This window comes from Prevotella aff. ruminicola Tc2-24 (assembly GCF_900110895.1).
Taxonomy (GTDB): domain Bacteria; phylum Bacteroidota; class Bacteroidia; order Bacteroidales; family Bacteroidaceae; genus Prevotella.
Map to the genome: position 1 here is coordinate 144,829 of NZ_FOIQ01000005.1, position 25,596 is coordinate 170,424.

Here is a 25,596-nt window from a genome sequence, read left to right on the forward strand (position 1 = left end):
TTCACTCGTGGAGCCTATCTCCACGACTCATAAGGCCTATCTCTTTGAGGGAAAAATTCCGCCCCTTTGTTGGGTAGATGTAAAGTGCTTGATATCAGATAAATACAGAATTCACTCAAAACTCGCGTGTACGGAGTTCATTCCTGCATTCCTGATCTCCATGCGAGTTATGAGGGGGCATTTGTAAAGATATATGGCAAGAAGACTATCTCGCTTGTTACCAGCGGGACGCAAGAAGTTCTATCTACAATGCAGGGTTGTACCCTGCAGTCTGTTCTTTTTCTCTGGCGCAGAGAAAAGAACCAAAAGAGACATCCACCCTAACCAAACCTTCCCCTATATGGGAAGGCTTAACCGCTCCTCCTGTCGCTCTTACATTAAGGTACGCTCAGACCATCAAAGGTCTGGCGTGATCTTTCTCGGCTGCGCGCTTCGATGTTTCGACAGACTCTGCGGTTTTCCCTTCTTGGACAAGCCAAGCGAGCAAAGCTCGAGCGCGACAAGCTCAGGGACCGCAGAGGGGCACAGGGGGGTGGCGGGGGACATGGCAATGGGACTTACGTTCGAGAAAGCCACAAAAACTTTTGGCTTTCTTCTCACTTATTCGTACCTTTGCCATCAGAATGGAGAAAAGAACAATTGCCATACTCGGAATGATGTGCGCAGGGTGCTCGGCACGCGTCGAACAGAAGCTCAACAGTCTCGACGGCATCCTGTCGGCTGCGGTGAACCTGCCTGCTCGGACGGCCCTGGTGGAGTATGACCCTGCGAGGATCTCACTCGAACAGATGAAGGACGAACTGGGTAAGATCGGCTACGACATGGTGATCGAGGAAGACCGAAATATAGAAACCATCGAGCGGCGCGCCTATACGACGCTCAGGAATAAGGTCGCTTGGTCGTGGCTCCTTGCCCTGCTGGTGATGGCCATCTCGATGGACTGGGTCGCCATCGGCTCACGCGATACGGCCAATCAGACCATGCTCATCATCGCACTGACGAACCTCTTATACTGCGGACGGCAGTTCTATGCGACGGCAGGGAAGCAGCTGATACACGGCTCGGCGAACATGGACACGCTGGTGGCTCTCTCCACGGGCATCAGCTTCCTGTTCAGTGCCTTCAACACGTTCTGGGGAGAGCGGGTGTGGGGCGCACGAGGCATGGAGTGGCATACCTACTTCGACGCCTCGGTGATGATCATCACCTTCGTGCTGACAGGACGACTGATAGAGGAGCGCGCCAAGAACGGTACGGCCTCGGCCATCCGCGCCCTGATGGGGTTACAGCCGAAGACGGCCCATCTCGTGGAGAACGGCACGATCACGGAGGCACCTATCACCGTGCTGCAGCCAGGCGACACCATTGAGGTGAGACCAGGCGAGAGGATCGCCGTTGACGGTACGGTGGTAGGCGACAGCGAGGGCAGCGTCGACGAGTCGATGATCACCGGTGAGCCGATAGCCGCAGCGAAGAAGGCGGGCGACAGGGTGTTCGCAGGTACCATCGTCAGACAAGGCACGTTCCGTTTCAAGGCACAAGAGGTGGGACAGAAGACCATGCTCGCCCATATCATCAAGAGGGTTCAGGAGGCACAGGGCTCAAAGGCACCCGTGCAACGGGTGGTCGACAGGATCGCCCTCGTGTTCGTGCCCGTCGTGGTGGGCATCAGTCTGCTCACCGGCCTCGTATGGCTGCTCATCGGCGGTGTCACCGTACTGCCACAGGCCATCCTCTCAGCCGTCTCGGTGCTGGTGATAGCCTGTCCCTGTGCCATGGGACTCGCCACGCCAACGGCCCTGATGGTGGGCATCGGCAAGGCGGCAAAGAAGAATATCCTCATCAAGGATGCGACGGCCCTTGAGGAGATGCGAAAGATTGACACGATGGTGATCGACAAGACGGGTACGCTGACCATGCCCACTGATACGGGAGAGCAACTGAAGCCCCACGCCCGTGAGGCGATGGAGGCCTTGAAGGCTCACGGCATAGCGGTATGGATGTGCAGCGGCGACCAGGACGAGCGGGCACGACAGATTGCCGACGAGGCCGCCATCGCCCACTACCGCAGTGAGGTGCTGCCACAGGACAAGGAGGATCTGGTGCGCCAGCTGCAGAACGAGGGGCATCGCGTGGCGATGGTAGGCGACGGCATCAACGACTCACAGGCTCTGGCGATTGCGGATGTGAGCATCGCCATGGGCAAGGGCACCGACGTGGCGATGGAGGTGGCACAGGTGACACTCATGGGCACCGACCTGCGACGCATCGGCGAGGCTGTCGACCTCTCCAGGCGCACGGTGGGCATGATACGCCAGAACCTCTTCTGGGCGTTCATCTACAACATCGTCTGTATCCCTCTTGCCGCCGGCCTACCCTATCTCTTCGGCGCTCAGTGGCAGATCAACCCGATGTGGGCTTCGGCACTCATGGCCTTCTCGAGCGTGAGCGTCGTGATGAACAGTCTCAGATTAAAACTAACAAGATAATATCGCTTTATGAAAACCAAGCACATCCAGTACGAAACACAAGGCACATGCTCAAAGCTCATTGACGTGACAGCCGACGAGAACAACATCATCCAACAGGTATTCTTCCTGGGTGGTTGCAACGGCAACCTGCAGGGCATCGGTCAACTGGTGCGCGGCCAGCATATCGACGACGTGATACGACGCCTCAACGGTATCCGCTGCGGGACGAAGAGTACATCATGCCCCGATCAGCTCTGCCGCGCTCTCGAGCAACTGAAGAACGCTCCGGTGGAATAGGCAGAGGTATGGGTATAAAAAATATGCTCATGGGCAAACACCCATGAGCATCTGTTTGTGACAAATCTTATTCTCAGCCGAGGAGGGGGGAAACGATCTGGCAGATGGTCTCCAGATAACGACGATCGGTATCGTCGAAGGTCGACAGTTCCTTGCTGTCGATATCGAGCACGGCCATCACCTCACCAGCGGCAGAGAACAGAGGCACGACAATCTCGGAACGTGAGAGACTGCTGCAGGCGACATGGCCAGGGAACTGCTCTACGTCGGGCACAACCACCGACTCGCGGCGCTCTACCGATGCACTGCACACGCCACGTCCGAGACGGATACGCATACAAGCCACAGGGCCCTGGAACGGACCCAACAGCAGTTCGCCATTCTCCACACGGTAGAAGCCCGTCCAGAAAAAGCCCATCGTCTCGTGGATGGCTGCACACACATTGGCCATCACACCGATGGCATTAGTCTCACCTTCGACCAAACTTCGGATCTGCTTTACGAGCAGTTTGTATTTCTCTTCTTTTTCCATAATTATTTAAAGATTTGTTTGAGACGACAAAGATACAAACAAGAACTTAGTATCATGCATCTGACAGTCAAAAACGAATACCATTCAAGAAAAAAGATGATATAGGACAAGTCAGAACAGGTCGCCCTCTACCATCTGGTCCTCACGAGAGAAGCGGATACGGGGCACAGGAGACTCTGCCGTTTCAGAGGCACGGTCGGAAGGTGCGTGGCTACGGGTCAGGTAGTCAGCCAACCTCAGGAGTGATGTCATCATCATATCTATCAGTCTATCCATCTGCTGATATCACGAGGTTAATGCCTGTTGACTGTCTCTGCACTGTCGAGTGCATTGAGGTATCCGTTTACCAGTCCGACGAGGGCGATAGAGATCAGGAAGATGCAAAATAAACCAGTCATAGTCTTATTACTTTTTTAGTTGTACAATCATGTTATCGGATGCAAAGATAAAACGAGGGTGTACCATAAGTTGATACACCCTCGTATTTTTTCTAAAAAAAGTATTTCTACTGATATCTGGCACGTAAGGCATCCACTTGTTGCAGGAACCTCTGACGGAGGTCCTGAGGCTGGAGCACCTCCAAACCGTCGCCATGCGAGAGGAGCGTGCCGATGAAGTCGGCCGTAGGACGGATGTCGAAGGAGAAGTCGGCATACGTATCGGTCGATGCAACCTCGCGCTGTGACCGATGGAGCGGCAAAGTGCGCAAGTAGTCGGGCGTCCGGCCATAGGCACGAACGACGACATGCGCCATAGGCGTCTCGTCGGTCAGCACCCCGAAATACTCGGAGAAATAAGCCTGGGGCGAGAAATCGTCAGGCATCTTGAAGGTCTCGTCGGTCAGCGTGACGGTCGTCATCCGGTCCAGTGAGTAGGTGGCGAAATGACGGCCCGTAAAGGCCAGCAGGTACCACCGCTGGTGGAACAGCTTCAGGGCATAGGGCGCCACGGTCTTCTCGTAGCTGTCGGCCCCGAAGCGCCGATAGCCGATGGTAATGATCTTATTGGTCTTGATGGCCCGGATGATGGTCTGGAGGAACTCTTCTCCGGCAGGTACATCCTCGAGGATGATACGCTCTTGAACGGAAAGCCCGTCGGAGAGCACACCGCCGACGGTGAGCGTGGAGAGCATCCACCGCTCCATCGTGTCGTCGTCGAGCACCTCGGGGTTATAGATATAGTACCTGTAGCCATCCTGCGCGTCGCACTCGATGACGATGCCGAACATGTCGAGGATGGCATCGCGGTGACGGTTGAACGAGGACCGGGAAAGCGGGTTACCGTCGGCGACCTCGTCGTCGACCCACCGCTGACTGAGTTCGTCGAGCGTCATCTTCTTATAGCGCCGCAGCGTGTTGACCAGCCAGATATACTGGTGGAAGATCATGGAGGGTTTCATCTACTCGTCGGGCAGGAAGAGCGGATCCTCGGGCATCACCATCACCGGCTCGGTCTCGGCTGCCTTCAGGATCTTCTCGGAAACATACTTCTTGTTGACCACCAGACGGAACATATACTCACGGAACCAACGGTCGGTCATGATCAGACAACCCTGCTGGCCCCAGGAGGCGCCCCACGAGTTCTCGACCTTCCACTTACGGGCCTTACCCTTCTCGTCGAGGTCGACGGCCGTCAGTGTCATGGCATGGGTGGAACCGCTATCGAAGGTAGAGATACGATCGGCCTTGTTCATGCCGAAGGTCGTGCCGAAGAGCGACTGATAATCGAAGTTCTCCGTGTCGGCATAGCCACGCTTACGATCGAGGAACTTACCCACGTCGTAACTGCTATAGAGCTTGCGACCGTCCTTCAATGAGGCGATGGCCATCTGCTCGATATCGTCCATCGGCAGGTTCACATACTTCCAGTTGTGCCCGTCGTAGGTGTGACGGTCATACTCTACCTCATAGGTCTTGTAATAAGGGCGACGCGGATCGTTCATCGCCATGATGAACGTGCCGTTGAGCGGACCACCTACCACCTCTTGGTAGAACGACTGCGGGGTGTACTCCTTGGCACGACCGACAGCCTTGCCGTTCTTATCCTTGAAAGCATAGACGAATTTCTGCGGCGGTTCGCCGATCGTCATCTGAAGCATCTTATAGATCTGGGCCAGCATACGGGTCTTGGCCTTGTCGATGGATGCCTGCTTACGGTCCTTGGCCACCATATCGCGCAACTGCAGTCCGAACTCACGGAGCTTTGAGGCAATGAGACTGCGCGCCTTGTCGGTATTGTCGCTGGAGAACGACTCGGGCATCACCTCTGCCGGTACGAGACCGTACTTCTCCGTCAGGTCGGAGACACCACAGAAGGTGCCACCATCACTGATAGGATGATGGAAGAAGAACTGCACGCGCTGATCGTCGATGGGCTTCTTACCCGTATCGACAACTCCCTGCAGCATCAGGTTCGCCTTCTCCAACTGATCCCAGAAGAACAGATAGGCCTGGGAGAAGCTGATCTCTACGGAGTCGTGCTTCTGGGTGAAATTGCTACGGAGCACATTGAGACCGCTGAACATCCAACAACGGCCCGACGACCGCTGGTCGGTGATCGACTGTTTCTTCGTCTCTACATTGAAATAGGTGTCGAAAGCACCTGCATTCTGGTGGTTCTTCGCCAGCGCATCAATACTATTGGCGGCAACGGCATTCACTAAGGCCTTGTTGACCGGCTCCGACACGACTTCTTTCTGAATATCTTTCAGCATCTCCTGAGAGATGCCACCACTCTTCGTCTGCGCTCCAGCTGTTGCCACGGCGCAGACGACACAAAAAACACTGATTACGTTTCGCTTCATATATGTTGTTTACTTCTTACTCGATGACACCTTCAACGTCTTGGCCGTCTTCGTTGTCTTGGCTGTAGGCACCGTGCTGGCAACCTTCGGGTTATAATACCTCAAGGCCTCCGGCATCCATCCCTGGATATTCTTGATGCGGGTAGCATCCGACGGGTGGTCGCTCAGGAACTCAGCCGTCTGGGTGGTCTTGCTGGCTGCCATGCGCTGCCAGAACGTGGTAGCCACCCGCGGGTCGTAACCTGCCATGGCGGCAAAGATCAGTCCCATGTGGTCGGCCTCGTTCTCGTGGTTGCGCGAGTATTTCAGGTTCTTGAAGTTAAAGCCCTGGGCAGCGATGGCCTGTATGATGGAACTTGTGTTAGCTCCCATGCCTACCTGTCCCAATAGGGCAGCACCGATCTGCAGACCGTACTGCTGCTTGATCTGCGTACTCATCTGCTCGGCAGAGTGACGGGCTACGGCATGAGCGATCTCATGTCCCAGTACGATGGCCAGCGAGGCTTCATCCTGCGTGACGGGAAGCAGTCCTTCGTAGACACAGATGAGTCCTCCAGGCATGCACCAGGCATTGACCTGCTTGTCCTGCACGAGGTTGAAGGTCCACTTGTAGTTGGCAACCTCGGAAGAGAGACCTGCGGCATTCAGGTAGTTCACCACAGCATTGGCGAGGTTCTGACCGACACGCTTCACCATCGCCGTGTTAGCAGCATTGGTCGACAGCTTGGCGGTCTTCATGAACTCCTGATACTGTTGGGTGGCCAGACTTAGTATCTGTCCATCCTCGACCATCAGATTCTGCTGACGCCCGGTAAGGGGTACCGTACGGGTCGTTCCGCAACTGACCATCAGGACAGCAACGACTGACACAAGAATAGCTTTCAGATTTTTCATATCGCAGTTATTTTAGAGTTTATGACTGCAAAATAAATAAAAAAAAACGAGACTGACAAATTATAGGCATAAAAAAGAGGCGCCCCTTTCGGAGCGCCCCTCAATAACTATCAACCATTCACTGTATTACATGTTCAAACCACGGTTGTTGATCGTTGTGTTGAGCAGTCTCAGATAAGTACGGAACTGATCCTCGGTCAGCACATAGCGCATGTGCTTAACATCGTTAACGATGGCACGATCAACAAGTGCCTTACGATTGCTCTCACCATTCAGGGCTGCGTTCTTCAGCTCAGAAGCGAATACGCGATGGATGTTGCTCACGGCCTCTTTCTGGTCGCTATCCAGACGCAGTGCATCAGCGAGCTTGTTCATATTGACATTCAGCTCGTAAGCCTCTACACTGTTCACGCTAGAAGCGCTCTCACCCTCAGCAAATGCAGTTGTCATACTCAGCATTGCTACCATTGTCAAAATCATCTTTTTCATCTTTTTACCCTTTCTTTAATTGTTTAAAATGTTATCCTGTTGCGCAGCCTTCCCGGCTTACGCTGTTTTCCCGCCTTAACGGGTTTAAGTTCAAATATCTTTTTATGTCTTTTGACGCTGCAAAGGTACGATGTTTTTGAATACCAAACAAGCAATAAATGAAAATTGTGTGCGATAACAGCCGTTTTGTTGATACAGGTCAACAGATTGGCTATCTATCACAATTATTGGGATTTATTCAAATATATTTGGATATTCGACCGATTATTCGTACCTTTGCACGAAAATTTGAAAAATAGACATAAAAAGAAGACATTCAAGATGGACAAACCACAAAACAGATTCATATCAGTCGTATACCAGTTATATACTATCACTGACGGGCAGAAGAACCTTGAGGAGCAGACGGGCGAAGAGCGACCGTTTGAGTTGATTACCGGCTTCGGCATCGCCCTCGACCGTTTCGAGGAGGAGGTGATCAAGCACGAGAAAGGCGCAACCTTCGACTTCACCCTCCAACCGGCAGAGGCTTTCGGCGTTTATGATCCCGAGGGTGTACACAAACTGGGACGTGAGGTCTTCACAATCAATGGGCATTTCGACCATGACAATATCTTCGAGGGCGCTGTCATCACGCTGATGGGCGCTGACGACCAGCGCTTCATGGCGAAGGTACAGAAAATCGAGGAAGACGGTGTAACCATCGACACCAACCACCCGCTGGCCGGGAAGGTGCTGAACTTCACGGGTACTGTCGTCGAGAACCGCGAGGCCACTCAGGAGGAAGTACAGGCGCTCATCAAGCAGATGACTGGCGGCTGCGGATGTGGATGTGGGCATCACCACGGTGACGGATGCGACTGCGGGCATGAGCACGGTGACGGATGCGACTGTGGGCATGAGCACGACGGCGGATGTGACTGCGACGATCATCACCATGGTGACGGATGCGGCTGCGGTCACTGCCATTAAGAAGTGATATTAAAAGGTGAGAAGTGAATACATTCGGCAATATTTTCAGACTGACCACATTTGGTGAGAGTCACGGCGAGGCCATTGGTGGAGTGGTCGACGGGATGCCTGCCGGCATTGACGTCGACGTGAAATTCATTCAGGAGGAACTGAACAGGCGCAGACCTGGTCAGAGCAAGATCACGACCTCAAGACAAGAGCCCGACCAAGTGGAGCTGTTAAGCGGTGTCTTTGAAGGGAAGTCGACAGGCTGTCCTATCGGCTTTATCGTCAGAAACACCAACCAGCACTCGCAGGACTATGAGAATATGCGCTGTCTGTTCCGTCCTTCTCATGCTGATTACACCTATTATAATAAATACGGGGTGCGAGACCACCGGGGCGGCGGTCGTTCCTCCGCTCGTATCACCATCAGTCGGTGTGTGGGTGGTGCCCTGGCCAAGATGGTGCTCCGTGAATACGGCATCAGCATCCAAGCCTACACCTCTCAGGTGGGCGACATCGCCTTGGACCGCGACTACCATCGCTACGACCTCTCGCAGACAGAGAACAACGCCGTGCGCTGTCCTGATCCGGAGAAGGCTGCCGAGATGGAGGCTCTGATTGCCAAGATCAAGGCTGAGGGCGATACCATCGGTGGTATCATCACCTGTGTCATCAAGGGCTGTCCTGCCGGACTGGGTGAACCGGAATTCGGGAAGTTACATGCGGCCTTGGGCTCGGCGATGCTCAGCATCAACGCCGTCAAGGGATTCGAGTATGGTGAGGGCTTCGACTGCGTGACCACACGCGGCTCTGAGCAGAACGATGTTTTCGTGCCCTCTACCGACCAGACCGTGACCACCCGTACGAATCATAGCGGTGGCATACAAGGAGGCATCTCAAACGGACAGGACATTTATTTCCGTGTGGCCTTTAAGCCCGTGGCTACCATCCTCAAGGAACAGGAGACTGTAGACCTGGAAGGTAACCCCACCCTCTTCACGGCTCGTGGAAGGCATGACCCGTGTGTGCTGCCCAGGGCGGTGCCCGTGGTTGAGGCAATGGCGGCAATGACTATTGCTGACTTCTACCTGTTGGGAAAGGCAGGTAAAAGATAAGAAACGCATTTTTTTTGCAAGAAAATGAGTTTTTCTCTTGGTTGATAAGAGAAAATATCGTATATTTGCATCAACATTCCGAGGGTTTGTGAAAATCCTGGTATGTATTAGTTAAGTCTAGTTTAGTTTTTGTGTTGGTTGAGGGTGGTCTATTGATCACCCTCAAATTTTTCATATCACCCCTATGATCTCCTGCACCGACTGACAACCATGACTGTCGAGCCAGTCGTTGATGCCATCGCGTACCTTAATAGATATAGCAGGATCAAGGAAGTTGGCTGTTCCAATCTCAATGGCGGTAGCACCGGCCATCAGGAACTCGATGGCATCCTTGGCGGAACTGATACCACCTAAGCCGACAACGGGAATGTTGACGGCTTTCGCCACCTGCCATACCATACGCAGGGCTACAGGCTTTACTGCAGGACCACTCAGTCCACCGGTATTGATGCTGAGCATGGTCTTCCGCCTTTCAATATCAATAGCCATTCCCATCAGCGTGTTGATAAGCGACACGGCATCGGCCCCCTCGGCCTCTACAGCACGGGCGATCTCTGTGATATCCGTCACATTGGGAGAAAGCTTCACAATAAGCGTCTTGTGGTAACGGGCACGAACAGCCTTCACCACACTGGCAGCACCGGCACACGTGACACCAAAGGCCATTCCACCGTCCTTGACGTTCGGACAGGAGATATTCAGTTCGATGGCCGGTATCTCGTCAAGTGCATCAATACGGGCTGCGCACTCGGCATAGTCCTCGGGCGAAGAACCACTGACATTAACGATCATATTCGTATCAATATCCTTGATCTGCGGATAGATATGCTCACAGAAATAGTCGACACCTTTGTTCTGAAGTCCCACACAGTTCAACATCCCTTGTGCTGTCTCCACCATACGTGGGTAATCATTTCCTTCACGAGGTTTCAGTGTGGTTCCCTTGACAATGATTCCTCCAATCCCATCAAGGGGCATAAAATCCGCGAACTCCAGTCCATAGCCAAAAGTTCCTGATGCTGTCATCACCGGATTCTTCAGTTCCAGTGCTCCAATCCTTACATTTAAAGCTGCCATAATAACTTCTTGATATTAAAAACAGGACCATCCTTGCATACACAGAGGTTGCCCTCCGTTGTCTTCTCCACGCAACAGAGACAGGCGCCAAGGCCACAGGCCATCAGATTCTCCAAAGACACCTCACAGTCGATGTCTTCTTGGTGTGCATAACGGGCCACAGCCTTCATCATCGGCGTAGGACCGCAGGAAGCAATGTGAGAAAAGCGCTCCTGACTCAGGATTGAATGACCGGTCACAAAGCCTTTCTCTCCGGCACTGCCATCTTCTGTCGTCACGTAAACCTGACCATATTTCCTAAATTCATCGAGCATCAGAAGATCTTTAGCAGAACGGGCTCCTAACAGGAAGGTGGGCTCACCTCCCATCTGTCGGATCTCCGCACCAAGATAAAGCAAGGGCGCTACACCAACACCACCACCGACAAGCAGGAACTTCTCGTCTGTCTGCCGAGGCATCGTAAACCCATGGCCAAGAGGTAACACACAGTTCACCACGTCGCCAGTATGGAGCGAAGCCATCCAACGGGTACCTTCACCAACTGTCGCCACCAGGAGCCAAAGTTGATTATTCACCTTATCTATATAATGGATAGAGATCGGTCGACGCAGGAATGTCGATGGGGAGCCATCGACACGTACCTCTACAAACTGTCCTGGCAGCATCTCCGGAAGCGGTTGAATATCGGTGAGCTTTATCAGCACATAGCGCTCATGGATCTGCTCTACGGAGACAACAGTCAAGTCTAAAACATACTTCTTCATACTCTTTGCAAAAATTTGTTTGCAAAGATAGTGCAAAATGAACGAAAAGCCAAATTTTTAAAGAGCCTTATTTCTTAACAGGTACAAAAGTGTCCCACGTCTGATCATCATAGAAGACACGGATCTCTTGTACGCGTCGTTGCGGTTTGTCAACAATTTTAACCTCCTCGCGAATTATTTCTGGGCGTGTACTCTTTACACCATTATAATATTGTGCCCCTGTTGGAGCTGTCTGTGGGGTAGGAGATGCTGGATGATCAAAATCGAGCATCGACTGCTGAGTCACCTGAGGGGTACGAGGTGCCTGGTCTTCAACTGTCGGATCAGTCAGATACATGTCACCAGAACCAAACATCAACCAGTCGATGCTGATGTTAGGTATCTTCTTTTTGATCGACTCAACCACGTTGAGGGTAGGACGGGTACGATCATTAAAAATACTGCTAAGGGTTGCAGGTGCCAATCCGATGTAATCGGCAAAGACTTGTTGAGTCATATGCTGAGACTCCATAATTTGTCTGATACGATCCTTCATATACTAATCAAAGTGCTTTTAAGGGCTATTTTGCCTATTTTTCTTTCAGTTTACAAAGATAAAGCATTTTTTTCAAACATACAACAAAATTAAAAACAATTTAAGTTTCTTTACTTTGGGTTTTGATATTTGCATTTCATAATTATATATGTATAAAGGACTAATCTCTGGTTTAGAATTACAAACCTAAATATAAGGAAATAAACTATTACAAAGCCCTTATTTAGCTATATTAGCCAAATAACTGACTGCCAAATCGGTATTTACAAATATAAAGCACAAAAATAACGGATATGCATGTTGTCATGTGGAAATAAGGCAATTAATGGGCTGTTTTTTGCAGAATAATTGCATATATGACTGATAATCCGTGTGTTATATGCTGATTTCTCCTATTGCATATTTATAAATATTCATTTGTGTTTTTAGAATTCTACATTTGTAAATCACAATTCTGTCATTATCCGAAAGAGTGTTTTATCTTTTAATATATAAATATTAGATGGAATGGTTTACATTTACAAACACAAATATAGAGAAATACGCCATTTAAAAAATGTGAAAGCCGAATCCGACAGACGAAAGTCGCTCAAATTTTCGCATTTCTGGCGTTTTACCGACAAGCGGTGGAAAGACATAAAAATACGCGAGTTTTGAAGGGTCTAAAAACGCTCATACCCCTTGATTTTATCGGCATTTGAGCATAAAAAAAGCGCTTCTCAAAAGCGCATTTTTCTATAATTCTAGCAAAAAAAAGTAGCTATTTTAGTGCAAAATATAAAAAATCAACTCTTTCATCAACTCTCCTGGAGGGGTATTTGGGTTATCCAATCCCTTACTTTTAGCGTCAATCTCTCTCATCTTGGAAATAATCTGCATCACCTTCATTCCGGCATAGTTTCTCATGCCAGTCATGTAGTCTTTGGCAGCCCACGGAGATCTCAATTCCAACCATTCTGCTACCGCTTCCTGACTCTTATTATTCGGTGCATAGTATGCGATCATCAAGTTTTGGAAATAATTAAAGAGCATTGGAAGAAAAGAATAGATGTTACCGGCCTTGGGATTTTCGTCAAAATATTTTATTATCAGATTTGCCTTATAAACATTCTTGCTCACAATGGCATCTCTCAGTTCGAAGCCATTGAAATCTTTACTGATGCCTATCTGGTCCTCCACAATTTGGGGCGTCACTCTCCTATCCTGTTCGGGCAAAGAAATCATGAGTTTCTCCAACTCACCAGTCAACCGACTCAAATCCGCTCCAATATTATCCGCAATCATCTGTACCGACTTCGGATCGATACTCACCTGACGATCCTGTAGATAACTCTCTATATACGCAGGAAGATCTCTGTCTCGTAACTTTTTGCTCTCAAAGAGTACACCAGCAGTTTGAATCGCCTTCACATATTCCTTTTTCCGTCCATCAATAGTACCATTCTTATGGCACATGACAAGAATCGTAGACTTCAAAGGAGCCTTGAAGTATTTCTCCAGCGCTTCTGTATTCTTCACATTCTGTGCCTCTTTTACAATCAGTACCTGGAATTCCGACATCATCGGATAGCGCCGGGCTGCATCAGCAATCTGTGAAGCCGTTGTATCTGAGCCGAACAGAATAGTTTGATTAAAATCGCGCTCTTCCGGTTGCAGTACGTGATCGGCAATATAATCAGCAATCTGATCGATATAATACGGCTCATCACCCATCAGATAATAGACAGGCATGAATTTCCGCGCTTTCAAATCACGCATGATGGTTTCGAAACTCACATTTTTTGCTTCCGGCATAACGTTATTCAAATAATTATTTGTACTTTTGCGATTGCAAAGTTAGTGCAAATCGAGTAAAAAAGCAAAATAATCGAGATTATTTTATCCTCGTATTACCATCAAATCATCATAAACTATCAGAATGTACGAATTGAATCTTCCTCCATATCCAATCAAACTGCAAGAGAAAGACGGAAAACGAATGATTCTGGACTTCCTACGCAAGAAGTACGTGGCTTTAACGCCAGAGGAATGGGTACGCCAGCATTTCGTACATTTTCTAGTCGATCACAAAGGATATCCTCAAGGTCTGTTGGCCAACGAGGTAGAGCTTAAGATTGGTGACAAACGACTTCGCTGCGACACCTTATTATATAATAAAGAAGCTCGTCCACGAATGATTATTGAATACAAAGCCCCTACAGTAGCACTTCAGCAGAAAACCTTCGATCAGATATCTATCTATAATCATCTATTGAAAGCGGATTATCTGATTATAAGCAATGGTCTACAACACTATTGCTGTAAAATGAATATCCCCCAGCGAAGCTATTGCTTCCTGGAGGATATTCCTGATTATGAAAATCTATGACTTAATCCATGTCATTGGCATCGGTCGACTTCTTAGAAGAAGCTGACTTGCGGATAGAGCGCTTACGCGTCTTCTTCTCCTCGCCTGTTGTCTTGTCGATCTTCACACCTGCCAGTTCGGGGTCAATCATAATACGACCACAATACTCGCAAACGATGATCTTCTTATGCATCTTGATATCAAGTTGACGCTGAGGTGGAATCTTATTAAAGCAACCACCGCAAGCATCACGCTGTACATAGACAACGCCCAGACCATTACGAGCGTTCTTGCGGATACGTTTGAAAGAAGTCAGCAAGCGATTCTCGATCTTTGACTCCAGATCCTTCACCTTCTCTTTCAACTTTTCTTCCTCGGCACGTGTCTCAGCCATGATCTCGTCAAGTTCACTCTTCTTCACCTCGAGATCAGCTTGGCGATCCTTGATAACCTCTTCGTTCTCGGCCAGCTCCTGCTGCTTCTCCTGAATACGATTATTGGCCTCACGAATCTTCTTATTACAAAGTTCAATCTCCAACGTCTGGAACTCGATCTCCTTACTCAGAGTATCATATTCGCGGTTATTCTTTACATCGTTCAGCTGGTTCTTATAACGCTCCACGCTAGCCTTAGCATCCTCAATCTCACCGTTCTTCTGAGTAACGGCATGCTTGAACTCATCAATCTCATTCTTAATCTTCTCAATACGAGTGGTCAGACCCTCAATCTCATCTTCCAGGTCTTGTACTTCCAGAGGCAACTCACCCCTCAACGCACGCTTCTCGTCAATGGCTGAGAGCGCGGACTGAAGCTGATACAAGGTTTTCAGCTTCTCTTCTACTGACAAATCTGTCGGATCTTTCTTTGCCATAATCTTTTACGTTTTTATATACAATCAACTTTTCTTCTATAGATACAATATCGGATTCGTTACCGTCTCCGCTATCTCTGTCTTCACATCAGGACATTCCCTTTGGATTATCTCCTGGAAAATCTCTGCCGTAAACTGTTCGCTCTGGTAGTGGCCGATGACGCAGATCTGTATTTGCTGCTCATAGCCAAAATATTGATGATAGTGCATCTCACCTGTGATAAAAGCATCAGCACCAGTCTTAACGGCCTCGTCAAGTAGGAAATCGCCAGCTCCTCCACAGATTGCCACCCGCTGTATAGGACGCCGCAGCAGTTCGTTGCACATTGCACACTCCACGCCAAAGGTCTTTTTTACCTTCAACACGAAATCATCGGCGGCCATGGGCTCAACAAGTATGCCGACGACACCACTTCCTCCCTCCAAGCCATCAACGCTCTTCGGGGCGAAAAAATGCACATCTTGGAGTCCCAGTTTCTGGGCGATGCGGAAATTCACACCACCATGAGCATTATCGATATTCGTATGCATGGAGATAACACAGAGCTGATTCTGAATGACCTTCATCACCGTGCGCTGAACATCTGTCATATCACTGATGGTCTTCAGACCGCGGAACAACAACGGATGATGGGACACAATCAAGTTGCATCCTTTACACACTGCTTCGTCGACAATCTTTTCGTTGACGTCCAGACACAATAATGCCCCTGAAACCTCCGTCTCTGTCAATCCTACCTGCAAGCCAGCATTATCCCAGCTTTCTTGCAAGGGCAGAGGCGCGAATTGTTCAAGGGCGCTCAAGACCTCCTTAATCTTCACGGCTGCAAAATTACAAAGAAAAGACGAGACATCATCCCGGCCTTTCCATTAATTAAGGGTTTTTAACTCTTTACCAGTCAGATAGTCGGGCTTCGGCTTCCACTTTTCGCTCTGTTTCATCCTCTAATGAAGGGAAGAAATCAATACCCGTCAATCGTTCTATCTCATCAACCGTCCTCACAGCCTCCTCCATCACCTGCTTCCTTCCCTCATTCCTATAGACGAATCCTATGGCTTTGGGAGTTCCTCTTCTGCAAAGGATGACCTTGAAAAAGGCATCAGGAACCCACACTTTATTCTTTCCTATAGTCTTCTGAGTTTCCGGTTTTCCATAAAGCGGTCCACAGACGATATCGACAGCGCCATATTTTCTAGCCCAGTCGCGACAAAGAATCTCCAAATCATTCCACTCGTACTTGTTGAGTCCATGGTTCTGCGGACAGATGTTCGTGAAAAGGAAAGATTGAGTCATGGCCTCCTGACTCCACTTATTATCACCAGCCGGACACATGTGTCCCCTATCGTAGCGTGAATTGTAATAGTCTTGATCCGTAGCTCTTGGCAAACGGACATCCTCATCCTCTGAGAACACCTCCTGCGCACGCTGATGGTTTCCTCTTGTATGATCTTTCGTCAGATGCCATGCTACCCAGTTCGGGTTCTTCGTCTGACGATTGTATGAGGCCGTATAACCCACCCTCCTCAGAATCTGTTCCGGACGATCCTTTAGGGAAGCCGGCATCTCATACATTACGACAACTTTCGCTTTCTCATTATATGAGACCGGGGCTTTCTTCAGAGCCGGCGACATGAATGATGACCGAACAGGAGAACCTCCTTTTCTTTTCTGTTCCTGACATGAGACCATCACCAATGCCAATCCCAACGCCCAGATTATATGTTTCCAATTATTTATCATACCTCAATTCAAACGATGTTCTATTTTTATATTTTTGCCCGTTCAAGAATACGGTCAACAAGAAAAATTGTGACCGCGAGAGAAAGGATAGAAGCAGCCACACAACCGGTCGTCATGAGAAGCATCAGTATGAAGGCATTAACAGCCGACATGCCTCCCATAAAAATGCCGACCAACAGCAACGGCATGGAGGTGAGACCAAGTACAGATAAATTCGCGATGGTTGGTGAGACGACTGCCAGCAGACTACGACGCAGGAAAGGCTGTAGGGATTTCAGACGGGAGAAGCCATTGCCTCTTAGGAACTCATACTGTTGTCCATCGGTCTTTAAGGCAGAAAGGTAGGTATTCAACCCACGTATCATCATCGCGGTAACATGTCCCATCAATAAGGCCATAACAGGAACGAACCAATGGGCATCGAAAGTCCGGACGGGGAGTACTATCGCCAACAACCACACTCCTACCAAGAACACCCCTGTCAATAGTCCGCCACTAACAGCAAGCATCGGTCGGCCGACATCAAGTTCGCAACGTTTCAGCACCAGCCATCCCGATACAACAGACATCACCACCAACCAAGTTATCAAGAGCCAAGGACTGTTGACTTTGATCAATCCCCATACTATCAGACAGAGAACGAGCAGTTGTACTATCATACGACCGACAGCTATGCCAAACGATTTTAACATCTGTTTCTCCAAGAAATATAACGCACCTACAGGGATTGCCAGTAAAAGCAATCCGAGAAATACATGTATAATCATATCTGTATTCATCTCTCCATCATATCTAAGTTTATCACTTGATCTGCACAACCGACTATCTGCGATTGACTGCTGACCACCAAAACGGTTTTCCCTACCCTAACCAGACTCCTCAATAAGTCTAACACATGCCTTGTATGTTCGGGTAGAAGATGATCGGCAAACTCATCAACTATAAATATCTGTTTATCCTCGGCCTTCTGTAGCGTCAGTTCCGTCAGACGAACGATATCTTCTGACGACAGAGGTTCTGGTTGTGACTCTGGAGTCACGGAAGGCAGCAGATTGTTCCATACCCCATACTCGTCTTCCTCACAAGAAGGAGCCTCTGGTACAATCAATTGTCGAGTCAACATCTTACACTCCTGAGGCAGATAGGTCATCATCCTGCGGTAAACGTGTGCAGACCGGACCGTCAGCAATTCTCCATCGACACTGACGAATCCTTCTTTGGTTGGCATGAACCCCATCAGAGTACGTAGCAGTGTCGTCTTACCAACACCTGACCTTCCTGTGATACAGGTCAATTGCCCATCCTTGGCCATAAACGACAAGTTCTTTAGCAGTATCTTCTCCTCAGCAGCGATAGATACATCTTTTACCTCTAACATAGGTACTGTTCAATTTTTGCAGCAAAATTATAAATTATTCTCAATTTATTTGTACCTTTGCAGCAAATTTTTCAATTTGGGCACAAAAAACGATACTCAAGGATGGCGCTTGCCGGCCGAATGGGAGCCCCAATGGGGAGTGCAGTTGACGTGGCCGCATGCCGGCACCGATTGGGCTCCTATGCTCAACGAGATTATCGCCACCTACGAAGAGATCGCTCGAGAGATTGCCCTTCGTGAGGAATTACTCATTGTTGGTCCAACGGATCCTGCTCTTCCTTTCCTCCATTACCACTTCTCCTCTCTCCCATCAAACGACACATGGGCACGTGATCATGGTTTTATCACTATAACAAATCGTCATGGTGAACGACGACTGATGGACTTTCGATTTAACGGATGGGGGGATAAATTCCCTGCCGAACTAGACAACGCTTTGAATCGTCAACTCCATGATACTGGTGTTATGAAGGGAACATACGTCAACTGCCTCAACTTCGTGTTAGAAGGAGGTTCTATTGAAAGCGATGGGAAGGGAACAGTCTTTACAACCACAGGCTGTCTGTTGGCTCCTCACAGAAATCAACCGCTGACGAGACAAGAGATCGAGGACTATTTAAAGGATAAACTCTGTGCCAAACGGATTCTTTGGATTGACCACGGTAATCTGAGTGGTGACGACACTGACGGACATATTGACACCCTCGTACGCATCTGTCCTGACGACACGCTCCTTTATGTTGGCTGCGACGATACTGCTGACGAGCAATATGAAGAACTGCGACTGATGGAGCAGCAGCTCATGACTTTCCAAACATTAGAAGGCAAGCCATACCGGCTTATCAAGCTCCCCATGCCACGTCCGATATACGAAGAAGGGGAACGTCTACCTGCCACCTATGCCAACTTTTTAATCATCAACGAGGCTGTGCTCTGTCCTACATACGGTCAGCCAGATCTCGATACAGAAGCTTTGCGTCTCATCAGAGAAGCCTTCCCTGATCGCAAGATAGTAGGCATTGACTGTCGGAGCATTATCAAACAACATGGAAGTCTGCATTGCTGTACAATGCAGTTTCCGGAAATCGGAGAAAGAAGATGAAAGAACTCAAGATTGGATTTCTGCAGCAGCACAATTCTGCGGACACAAAAGACAACCTTCTCCGCCTTGCGGAAGGTATCGGTGACCTCGCAAAAAGAGGTGCCCAGTTGATTGTTTTGCAAGAACTACACAACTCTCTTTATTTCTGTCAGACAGAGGATGTCAACAACTTCGATCTTGCAGAACCGATACCAGGACCATCGACACAGTTCTTCGGCGATCTCGCACGTCAATTTGGTGTGGTCATCGTCACATCACTCTTTGAACGCCGTGCAGCAGGTCTGTACCATAATACAGCTGTCGTCATAGAAAATGACGGTAACATCGCTGGTATATACAGGAAGATGCATATTCCCGACGATCCCGCATACTACGAGAAATTCTATTTCACACCTGGCGATCTCGGATTTCATCCGATACAGACATCTGTCGGATGTCTTGGTGTCATGGTCTGCTGGGATCAGTGGTATCCTGAGGGAGCCCGACTGATGGCTCTTCAAGGAGCAGACTTGCTCATCTATCCAACCGCTATCGGTTACGAGCCCAGTGATACACCCGAGGAACAGGAACGACAACGTCGGGCGTGGCAGACTGTGCAGCGCGGTCATGCCGTTGCAAACGGACTTCCTGTCGTTGCCATCAACCGTGTCGGTTGGGAAGAATGCGGAAGTTCCGGCATCCAGTTCTGGGGGACCTCTTTTGTAGCCGGCCCTCAGGGAGAGATTCTCTACGAGGCCTCAACAGATGAAGAAGAGAGTGTTATCGTTGCCATCGACCTCCAACACTCCGAACAAGTACGACGCTGGTGGCCCTTCCTGCGAGACCGTCGTATTGATGCCTACGCCGACCTTCCCCGGAGGTTCATTGATCAGGCTAAGTAAATATCACATATTCTCAAAAAGCAAAACTTCAAACAACCATAAAAAAGATGTCAAATCAACTGAGATTCCAAGTAGTAGAAGAGGCCTTTAAGAAAAAGGCTGTCGAGGTTCCGACCCCATCCGAACGTCCCTCGGCATATTTTGGCAAGTATGTATTCAGTCGCGACAAGATGTTCAAGTATCTGCCTAATAGGATATACAATAAACTCATTGACGTGATTGACAACGGAGCACGACTTGACCGTAGCATTGCCGATGCTGTTGCAGAAGGTATGAAGAAATGGGCCATGGAAATGGGTGCTACACATTATACCCACTGGTTCCAGCCTCTCACCGAGGGCACTGCCGAGAAACATGATGCCTTTGTCGAACATGACGGCAAGGGTGGTATGGTAGAGAACTTCAGCGGTAAACTGCTTGTCCAACAAGAGCCCGACGCATCCTCGTTCCCGAATGGCGGCATCCGTAATACCTTCGAAGCGCGCGGCTATAGTGCATGGGATCCCACTTCGCCTGTCTTCATCATTGACGACACATTATGTATACCTACAATATTCATTGCATACACTGGAGAAGCGCTCGATTATAAAGCGCCCCTACTTCGTTCTCTCCACGCTGTTGACAAAGCAGCCACGGACGTATGTCGTTATTTCTACGACGATGTCAAAAAGGTGCAGGTGAACCTCGGATGGGAACAGGAGTATTTCCTGGTTGATGAAGGTCTCTATTCTGCCCGTCCCGATCTGATGCTCACCGGACGTACATTAATGGGGCATGAGAGCGCGAAAAACCAACAGATGGACGACCACTATTTTGGTACGATTCCAGACCGAGTACAGGCATTCATGAAGGATTTGGAGATTCAGGCACTCGAACTTGCCATTCCTTGTAAGACACGTCATAACGAGGTGGCTCCCAACCAGTTTGAGCTCGCTCCCATCTTCGAGGAATGTAATCTGGCTGTCGACCATAATATGCTGTTGATGTCGCTCATGAAGCGCGTGGCACACAATCATGGTTTCCGTGTACTGCTCCACGAGAAGCCTTTCGATGGTATTAACGGTTCTGGAAAGCATAACAACTGGAGTCTCTCCACTGATACTGGCGTACTGCTCCATGCACCGGGAAAGAGTCAGGAAGATCGCGCTGCCGATAAAGATGCTGTAGCCAAAGAGAACCTCCGCTTCGTCACCTTCATCGTGGAGACACTGATGGCTGTCTATCGTCATAATGGGCTACTGAAGGCCTCCATCATGAGTGCAACCAACGCTCACCGTCTTGGAGGGAACGAAGCACCTCCCGCAATCATCAGTTCGTTCCTTGGTAAACAACTCAACGAGCTACTCGATCATATTGAGCTCTCCGACCGAGACGATCTCTTCAACCTCAAGGGCAAACAGGGCATGGAGATTGACATCCCACAGATCCCCGATCTGATTATCGACAATACCGACCGAAACCGGACATCTCCCTTTGCCTTCACGGGCAACCGTTTTGAGTTTCGCGCACCCGGTTCTTCATCCAACTGTGCCTCTGCCATGATTGCCCTCAACTCTGCAATGGCAGAAGCACTTCAGAGTTTCAAGAAACGCGTTGATGAACGTATCGCTCAGGGTGACAGCAAACTGTCTGCAATTCTTGACATCCTCCGTGAGGATATCAAGATCTGTAAACCTGTCCGCTTCGATGGAAATGGCTATAGTGAAGCATGGGTTGAGGAAGCCGAACGTCGTGGTCTCGATGTCGAGAATTCATGCCCTATCATCTATGAGCACTACCTTGATGAATCAAGCGTTCATATGTTCGAGTCTACGAAGGTGATGAACCGCAAGGAGTTGGAAGCACGCAACGAGGTAAAATGGGAAACCTACGTCAAGACTGTACAGATTGAAGCACGCGTCATGGGCGACTTGTCTATGAACCATATCATTCCTGTCTCCACCCATTATCAGAGTCAGCTAATCAAAAATGTTCAGGGCATGAAAGATGTCTTCCCTGCCGATGAGGCTTACCGTCTCTCTGCCCGTAACCTAAAACTGATTCAGGAGATTGCGGAGCGAACAGAACGTATAGAACAGTTGGTAGAGGAACTGACAGATGCACGCCGTGTTGCTAATCGTATCCAGAGCATTCACGAGCGCGCCATTGCCTACCATGATACCGTCTGTCCAAAGATGGATGCCATCCGTAACGAGATCGACCATCTGGAACTGATTGTCGAAGATGGTCTCTGGAGCTTACCCAAGTACCGCGAACTGCTATTCATCCGTTAGGACGAGACCCATAAAAATGTTTAGCCCCCAAAAGGAGAAACCTTTTGGGGGCTAATTTATGGTAGACGACAATTCTTTCAAAATCGTCTTACTCGTATCTTTTCCTATGGTTCTTCCGAATATAGTAGTTAACAGTACTATCAAACACAAGCCACAACAGAACGTCAATTAGGAAAACGAATGTTGTTCCAAGATGATAGAAGACACCCATCATCGTGGCAAGAACCAGAAGTAAAGACACGAACACCAATACCGTCATCACACATCGCGAGCTGATACCAGTACGGAGAAGTTTATGATGAATATGATTCTTGTCAGGAAGAAAAGGATTACAATGATTTCGAACACGAACAATAACCACGCGCACAATATCAAACATCGGAAGAAACATCGTGGACAGACCAATAATCAGCATCTCACGAGGGAATGTTATTCCAGCCCCACTGGCCATATAGATGAGCAGGAAACTCACCAGATAGCCTAGAGTCAGACTGCCAGTATCACCCATGAATATTTTCTTCTCCTTCTCAACATGACCAAAGACATTGAAATACCAGAACGGTAACAAGATGCCAAGCATACCAAAAGTTATCAGCATGAAGAGATGCTGCCCCTTTACCATGGCCGCCAGTCCTAGTGTGAGCAAAGAGACGAAACAGATACCAGCCGCCAAACCATCGACGCCATCTATCAGATTAATGGCATTCGTAACATAGACGACAACAAAGATCGTTAAGAGAATGCCAACCCATGTAGGTATCTCATTGATCCAGAACAGCCCAGAGAGATCATGTATCCAAAGTCCGGAAATCGGAAAGAGTACAGCACTGATAATCTGCGTCAGGAATTTCGCCTTATAGGAGACGCCTATGAGATCGTCGACCACTCCCACGAGGAAGAGTACCATCATTCCCACAAAGAGCAGTATAAACCGTGTAAACAGGTCATCCAAAGTCTCAGAGTTGTACGGCATACGCATCATCACCCATACACCTAAAGACATACATACTACTATCAAGAGAATAGGCAGGAATGTAATACCACCTAACCGGGGGACTGGAGTATGATGCATCTTCCGTTGGTCAGGCATGTCATAGAGTTGTTTACGATGGCTAAGAATCAGCACTCTCGGAATAAACAACCATCCTAACACTACGGACAGAAGAAATGGAATCGCAACGGAATATATTGTCAACTGTAATTCATCCATGATCCTAAAAGTTTCTTTTCTTGTTCTTATAGTAACTTATCACCACCTGTAATATCAGCCATAGCGAGACATCGGTCACAAGGAGTACAGATAGGTTCCAATCGAACCACACACATACCACATTGAGTATCACAAAGGAAAAGGTGATGATCATGATAAACACGAGCACCTGTACGGGACCCATACCACCCTGCATCAGACGATGATGGATATGATTGTTGTCACGACGGAACATATTGCGGTGATTCACCATACGGGTAACAGCCACACGGAACACGTCAAACATCGGAATGAGGAGCGTTCCAAAGCACACCATGATAGCACCCTCTGGCAGACATCTTCCTCCCAGACGACTCAAGCCAATCACAACAACACTAAGGATATAACCGATTGTAAGACTACCCGTATCACCAAGATAGATATTACGTAGTCCCATACGACTGCCGATCACATTACGGAAGAAGAAAGGTCCCAGCATTCCTGTCATGGCGCTACAGAATATTAACAGCACCAACTCGTCAGCAAAGAACGCGACAACACCAAGTACGGTAAAAGCAATCATGGCCAGACCTGAAGCGAGTCCATCCACATCATCGAGCATCGGAATAGCATTAGAAATATATAATACCGTCAACATGGTCAGTGGCATTCCGATCCACCACGGCAGCTCGTAAATGCCCAATACCCCATGAAGATTGTCAAGCCACAGACCTGAGAGGGGTATCAGCAAGGCCGCCAGACACTCTATGATCAATTTCGAAGTAATGGACACCCCCAAGAGATCATCCATCACACCAAGGAGATACATCGTTGTCAAGCCTGCAGCCGCAAACATATACTGCACAAAATCTGAGTCGTTCTCAGTCATCCATAACAGCGACCCATCAAAACGTGCACATAATGCAGCCGTTGCGCCAGCACTAATCACTAAGACAGGAAAGAGAGAGACACCACCCAGACGCGGCACACGCAGTCTCCCTTTATCCCTCGTCTCCGAGGGAATCACCAGATCCTTCTTCACACTCACCATCAGGATTCGCGGGATCATATACTGCGCCAGTAAAAGCGCCAACAACAGGGGTAATATAACGGATACGTAGATCATCTATAAATATTCAAATAGTTTGTATATATAACGCAGACTAAGGAGAAAGCGGTTCGTAACAACCCCATGCTTCTTCATAATCTGCAGATGCTCCTTCATAATCAGCGACCAACTGCCATAACCTGTAGTAGAAGCACCGCCAAGCCGCATTGTCACAAAGTCTTTCTTGACATATCGGGTACGAATACGGTGTATGAATAACAGTCGGAGCATTATCTCGAAATCTGCGGCAATGCGATATGTCGTATCAAAGGTTCCATACTGGGTATAAACAGCCCTGCGGCAGTAGAATGACGGATGGGCAGGCATCATACCAAACCGCATCATCCATCGACGAAAAACACCAGAAGAGTAATATCGGACACACCGTGACAAATCCTCGTAACTGACATAGTGAACATCGGCATAGACAGCATCTACATATTCACCACCGAAACTATCGGCCACCGACTGAAGGACATCGTCTGAAGTATAAAAATCATCAGAATTGAGAATACCTACGACATCACCTGTGGCCATGGCAAATCCCTTGTTCATAGCATCGTAAATACCATGGTCAGGCTCACTCACATATCGCATCCTACCATCGAAGCGTGGCTCATATTCACGGATAATGTCAAGTGTTCCATCTTTCGAGACACCATCAACGATAATATACTCATAGTCGTGATACGTCTGACGGAGTACACTCTCCATGGTATCACGTAACGTTCGCTCACTATTATAAGTCGCAGTTATAATTGATATCTTCATA

The 25,596-nt window shown here is 48.8% G+C and carries 26 protein-coding genes; 8 read left to right on the forward strand and 18 right to left on the reverse strand.

Translation table 11 applies throughout. From position 1 onward, the window contains the following. Window positions 1-623 precede the first annotated feature (623 nt). Window positions 624-2,489: a heavy metal translocating P-type ATPase gene (locus BMY63_RS10050; protein WP_091916404.1), complete on the forward strand. Its 1,866-nt coding sequence runs from the start codon at window positions 624-626 to the stop codon at window positions 2,487-2,489. A gap of 9 nt (window positions 2,490-2,498) precedes the next feature. Next, complete coding sequence (locus BMY63_RS10055; RefSeq protein ID WP_091916406.1) at window positions 2,499-2,768, forward strand: TIGR03905 family TSCPD domain-containing protein; 270 nt, start codon at window positions 2,499-2,501, stop codon at window positions 2,766-2,768. A 73-nt stretch (window positions 2,769-2,841) separates the two neighbouring features. Here BMY63_RS10055 and BMY63_RS10060 read toward each other — a convergent pair whose 3' ends face one another. The 6 genes from BMY63_RS10060 to BMY63_RS10080 all read right to left on the reverse strand — a co-directional run bounded on the left by BMY63_RS10060 (window position 2,842) and on the right by BMY63_RS10080 (window position 7,486). Next, on the reverse strand, window positions 2,842-3,300 hold the full coding sequence (locus BMY63_RS10060; RefSeq protein WP_091900477.1) for a GAF domain-containing protein: 459 nt from the start codon (window positions 3,298-3,300) through the stop codon (window positions 2,842-2,844). Between the two features lie 111 nt (window positions 3,301-3,411). Further along, entirely contained in the window at window positions 3,412-3,576 is a 165-nt protein-coding gene (locus tag BMY63_RS12360) for a hypothetical protein (protein WP_177178428.1), read from the reverse strand. Between the two features lie 229 nt (window positions 3,577-3,805). Beyond that, on the reverse strand, window positions 3,806-4,699 hold the full coding sequence (locus BMY63_RS10065; protein ID WP_091900479.1) for a helix-turn-helix transcriptional regulator: 894 nt from the start codon (window positions 4,697-4,699) through the stop codon (window positions 3,806-3,808). Next, window positions 4,700-6,103: a C1 family peptidase gene (locus tag BMY63_RS10070; protein ID WP_091916407.1), complete on the reverse strand. Its 1,404-nt coding sequence runs from the start codon at window positions 6,101-6,103 to the stop codon at window positions 4,700-4,702. 9 nt (window positions 6,104-6,112) lie between these two features. Continuing rightward, window positions 6,113-6,997, reverse strand: a complete 885-nt coding sequence (locus BMY63_RS10075; RefSeq protein WP_091916408.1) for a M48 family metallopeptidase — start codon at window positions 6,995-6,997, stop codon at window positions 6,113-6,115. 126 nt (window positions 6,998-7,123) lie between these two features. After that, window positions 7,124-7,486 carry a hypothetical protein gene (locus BMY63_RS10080; RefSeq protein ID WP_091900485.1) on the reverse strand — a complete coding sequence of 121 codons (363 nt, stop codon included), beginning with the start codon at window positions 7,484-7,486 and terminating at the stop codon, window positions 7,124-7,126. Window positions 7,487-7,807: 321 nt separating this feature from the next. Here BMY63_RS10080 and BMY63_RS10085 point away from each other — a divergent pair, with 321 nt between their 5' ends. Continuing rightward, window positions 7,808-8,458, forward strand: a complete 651-nt coding sequence (locus BMY63_RS10085; protein ID WP_091901104.1) for an FKBP-type peptidyl-prolyl cis-trans isomerase — start codon at window positions 7,808-7,810, stop codon at window positions 8,456-8,458. 23 nt (window positions 8,459-8,481) lie between these two features. After that, window positions 8,482-9,558, forward strand: a complete 1,077-nt coding sequence (aroC, locus tag BMY63_RS10090; protein ID WP_091916409.1) for a chorismate synthase — start codon at window positions 8,482-8,484, stop codon at window positions 9,556-9,558. A 171-nt stretch (window positions 9,559-9,729) separates the two neighbouring features. Here aroC and BMY63_RS10095 read toward each other — a convergent pair whose 3' ends face one another. The 4 genes from BMY63_RS10095 to holA form a co-directional block, all read right to left on the reverse strand. Beyond that, window positions 9,730-10,635, reverse strand: coding sequence for a dihydroorotate dehydrogenase (locus BMY63_RS10095; RefSeq protein WP_091900489.1), 906 nt, complete (start codon window positions 10,633-10,635; stop codon window positions 9,730-9,732). After that, on the reverse strand, window positions 10,623-11,399 hold the full coding sequence (locus BMY63_RS10100) for a dihydroorotate dehydrogenase electron transfer subunit (RefSeq protein WP_091916410.1): 777 nt from the start codon (window positions 11,397-11,399) through the stop codon (window positions 10,623-10,625). Before BMY63_RS10100 ends, BMY63_RS10095 begins: the two co-directional genes overlap by 13 nt. Window positions 11,400-11,466: 67 nt before the next feature. Continuing rightward, a complete protein-coding gene (locus BMY63_RS10105; RefSeq protein ID WP_091900492.1) occupies window positions 11,467-11,934 on the reverse strand; it encodes a helix-turn-helix domain-containing protein in 468 nt (155 codons plus the stop codon). A 765-nt stretch (window positions 11,935-12,699) separates the two neighbouring features. Continuing rightward, window positions 12,700-13,728 (reverse strand): DNA polymerase III subunit delta, encoded by a 1,029-nt coding sequence (gene holA / locus BMY63_RS10110; RefSeq protein ID WP_091916667.1) that lies wholly within the window; start codon window positions 13,726-13,728, stop codon window positions 12,700-12,702. 124 nt (window positions 13,729-13,852) lie between these two features. On the opposite strand from holA, the gene BMY63_RS10115 reads away from it, so the two are divergent. Then, window positions 13,853-14,302 (forward strand): type I restriction enzyme HsdR N-terminal domain-containing protein, encoded by a 450-nt coding sequence (locus BMY63_RS10115; protein ID WP_091916411.1) that lies wholly within the window; start codon window positions 13,853-13,855, stop codon window positions 14,300-14,302. 1 nt (window position 14,303) lies between these two features. On the opposite strand, the gene BMY63_RS10120 is transcribed toward BMY63_RS10115, so the two are convergent. The 5 genes from BMY63_RS10120 to BMY63_RS10140 form a co-directional block, all read right to left on the reverse strand. Further along, the gene (locus tag BMY63_RS10120; RefSeq protein WP_091900498.1) at window positions 14,304-15,152 is read right to left on the reverse strand and encodes a zinc ribbon domain-containing protein; all 849 of its coding nucleotides are present in this window, start codon (window positions 15,150-15,152) and stop codon (window positions 14,304-14,306) included. 36 nt (window positions 15,153-15,188) lie between these two features. Further along, on the reverse strand, window positions 15,189-15,974 hold the full coding sequence (locus BMY63_RS10125) for a Nif3-like dinuclear metal center hexameric protein (protein WP_091916413.1): 786 nt from the start codon (window positions 15,972-15,974) through the stop codon (window positions 15,189-15,191). Between the two features lie 70 nt (window positions 15,975-16,044). After that, a complete protein-coding gene (locus BMY63_RS10130) occupies window positions 16,045-16,893 on the reverse strand; it encodes a DNA/RNA non-specific endonuclease (protein WP_091916434.1) in 849 nt (282 codons plus the stop codon). Between the two features lie 26 nt (window positions 16,894-16,919). Continuing rightward, complete coding sequence (locus BMY63_RS10135; RefSeq protein WP_176771070.1) at window positions 16,920-17,660, reverse strand: ABC transporter permease; 741 nt, start codon at window positions 17,658-17,660, stop codon at window positions 16,920-16,922. Between the two features lie 8 nt (window positions 17,661-17,668). Beyond that, the gene (locus BMY63_RS10140) at window positions 17,669-18,271 is read right to left on the reverse strand and encodes an ATP-binding cassette domain-containing protein (RefSeq protein ID WP_091916680.1); all 603 of its coding nucleotides are present in this window, start codon (window positions 18,269-18,271) and stop codon (window positions 17,669-17,671) included. A 76-nt stretch (window positions 18,272-18,347) separates the two neighbouring features. Here BMY63_RS10140 and BMY63_RS10145 point away from each other — a divergent pair, with 76 nt between their 5' ends. The 3 genes from BMY63_RS10145 to BMY63_RS10155 are packed head-to-tail and all read left to right on the forward strand — an operon-like array spanning window position 18,348 to window position 22,527. Next, complete coding sequence (locus BMY63_RS10145) at window positions 18,348-19,373, forward strand: agmatine deiminase family protein (RefSeq protein WP_256218997.1); 1,026 nt, start codon at window positions 18,348-18,350, stop codon at window positions 19,371-19,373. Next, window positions 19,370-20,254, forward strand: a complete 885-nt coding sequence (locus tag BMY63_RS10150; protein WP_091916436.1) for a carbon-nitrogen hydrolase — start codon at window positions 19,370-19,372, stop codon at window positions 20,252-20,254. The genes BMY63_RS10145 and BMY63_RS10150 overlap by 4 nt, the downstream gene beginning before the upstream one ends. 47 nt (window positions 20,255-20,301) lie before the next feature. Next, window positions 20,302-22,527, forward strand: coding sequence for a glutamine synthetase III family protein (locus BMY63_RS10155; RefSeq protein WP_091916437.1), 2,226 nt, complete (start codon window positions 20,302-20,304; stop codon window positions 22,525-22,527). Window positions 22,528-22,615: 88 nt separating this feature from the next. Here BMY63_RS10155 and BMY63_RS10160 read toward each other — a convergent pair whose 3' ends face one another. From BMY63_RS10160 to BMY63_RS10170, 3 genes are read right to left on the reverse strand one after another with little or no spacing between them, the layout of a single operon-like run. Beyond that, on the reverse strand, window positions 22,616-23,737 hold the full coding sequence (locus BMY63_RS10160; RefSeq protein ID WP_091900513.1) for an MraY family glycosyltransferase: 1,122 nt from the start codon (window positions 23,735-23,737) through the stop codon (window positions 22,616-22,618). Window positions 23,738-23,741: 4 nt separating this feature from the next. Beyond that, window positions 23,742-24,842, reverse strand: a complete 1,101-nt coding sequence (locus BMY63_RS10165) for an MraY family glycosyltransferase (protein ID WP_091916438.1) — start codon at window positions 24,840-24,842, stop codon at window positions 23,742-23,744. Further along, entirely contained in the window at window positions 24,843-25,595 is a 753-nt protein-coding gene (locus tag BMY63_RS10170; RefSeq protein ID WP_091916448.1) for a glycosyltransferase family 2 protein, read from the reverse strand. Window position 25,596: the final 1 nt, after the last annotated feature.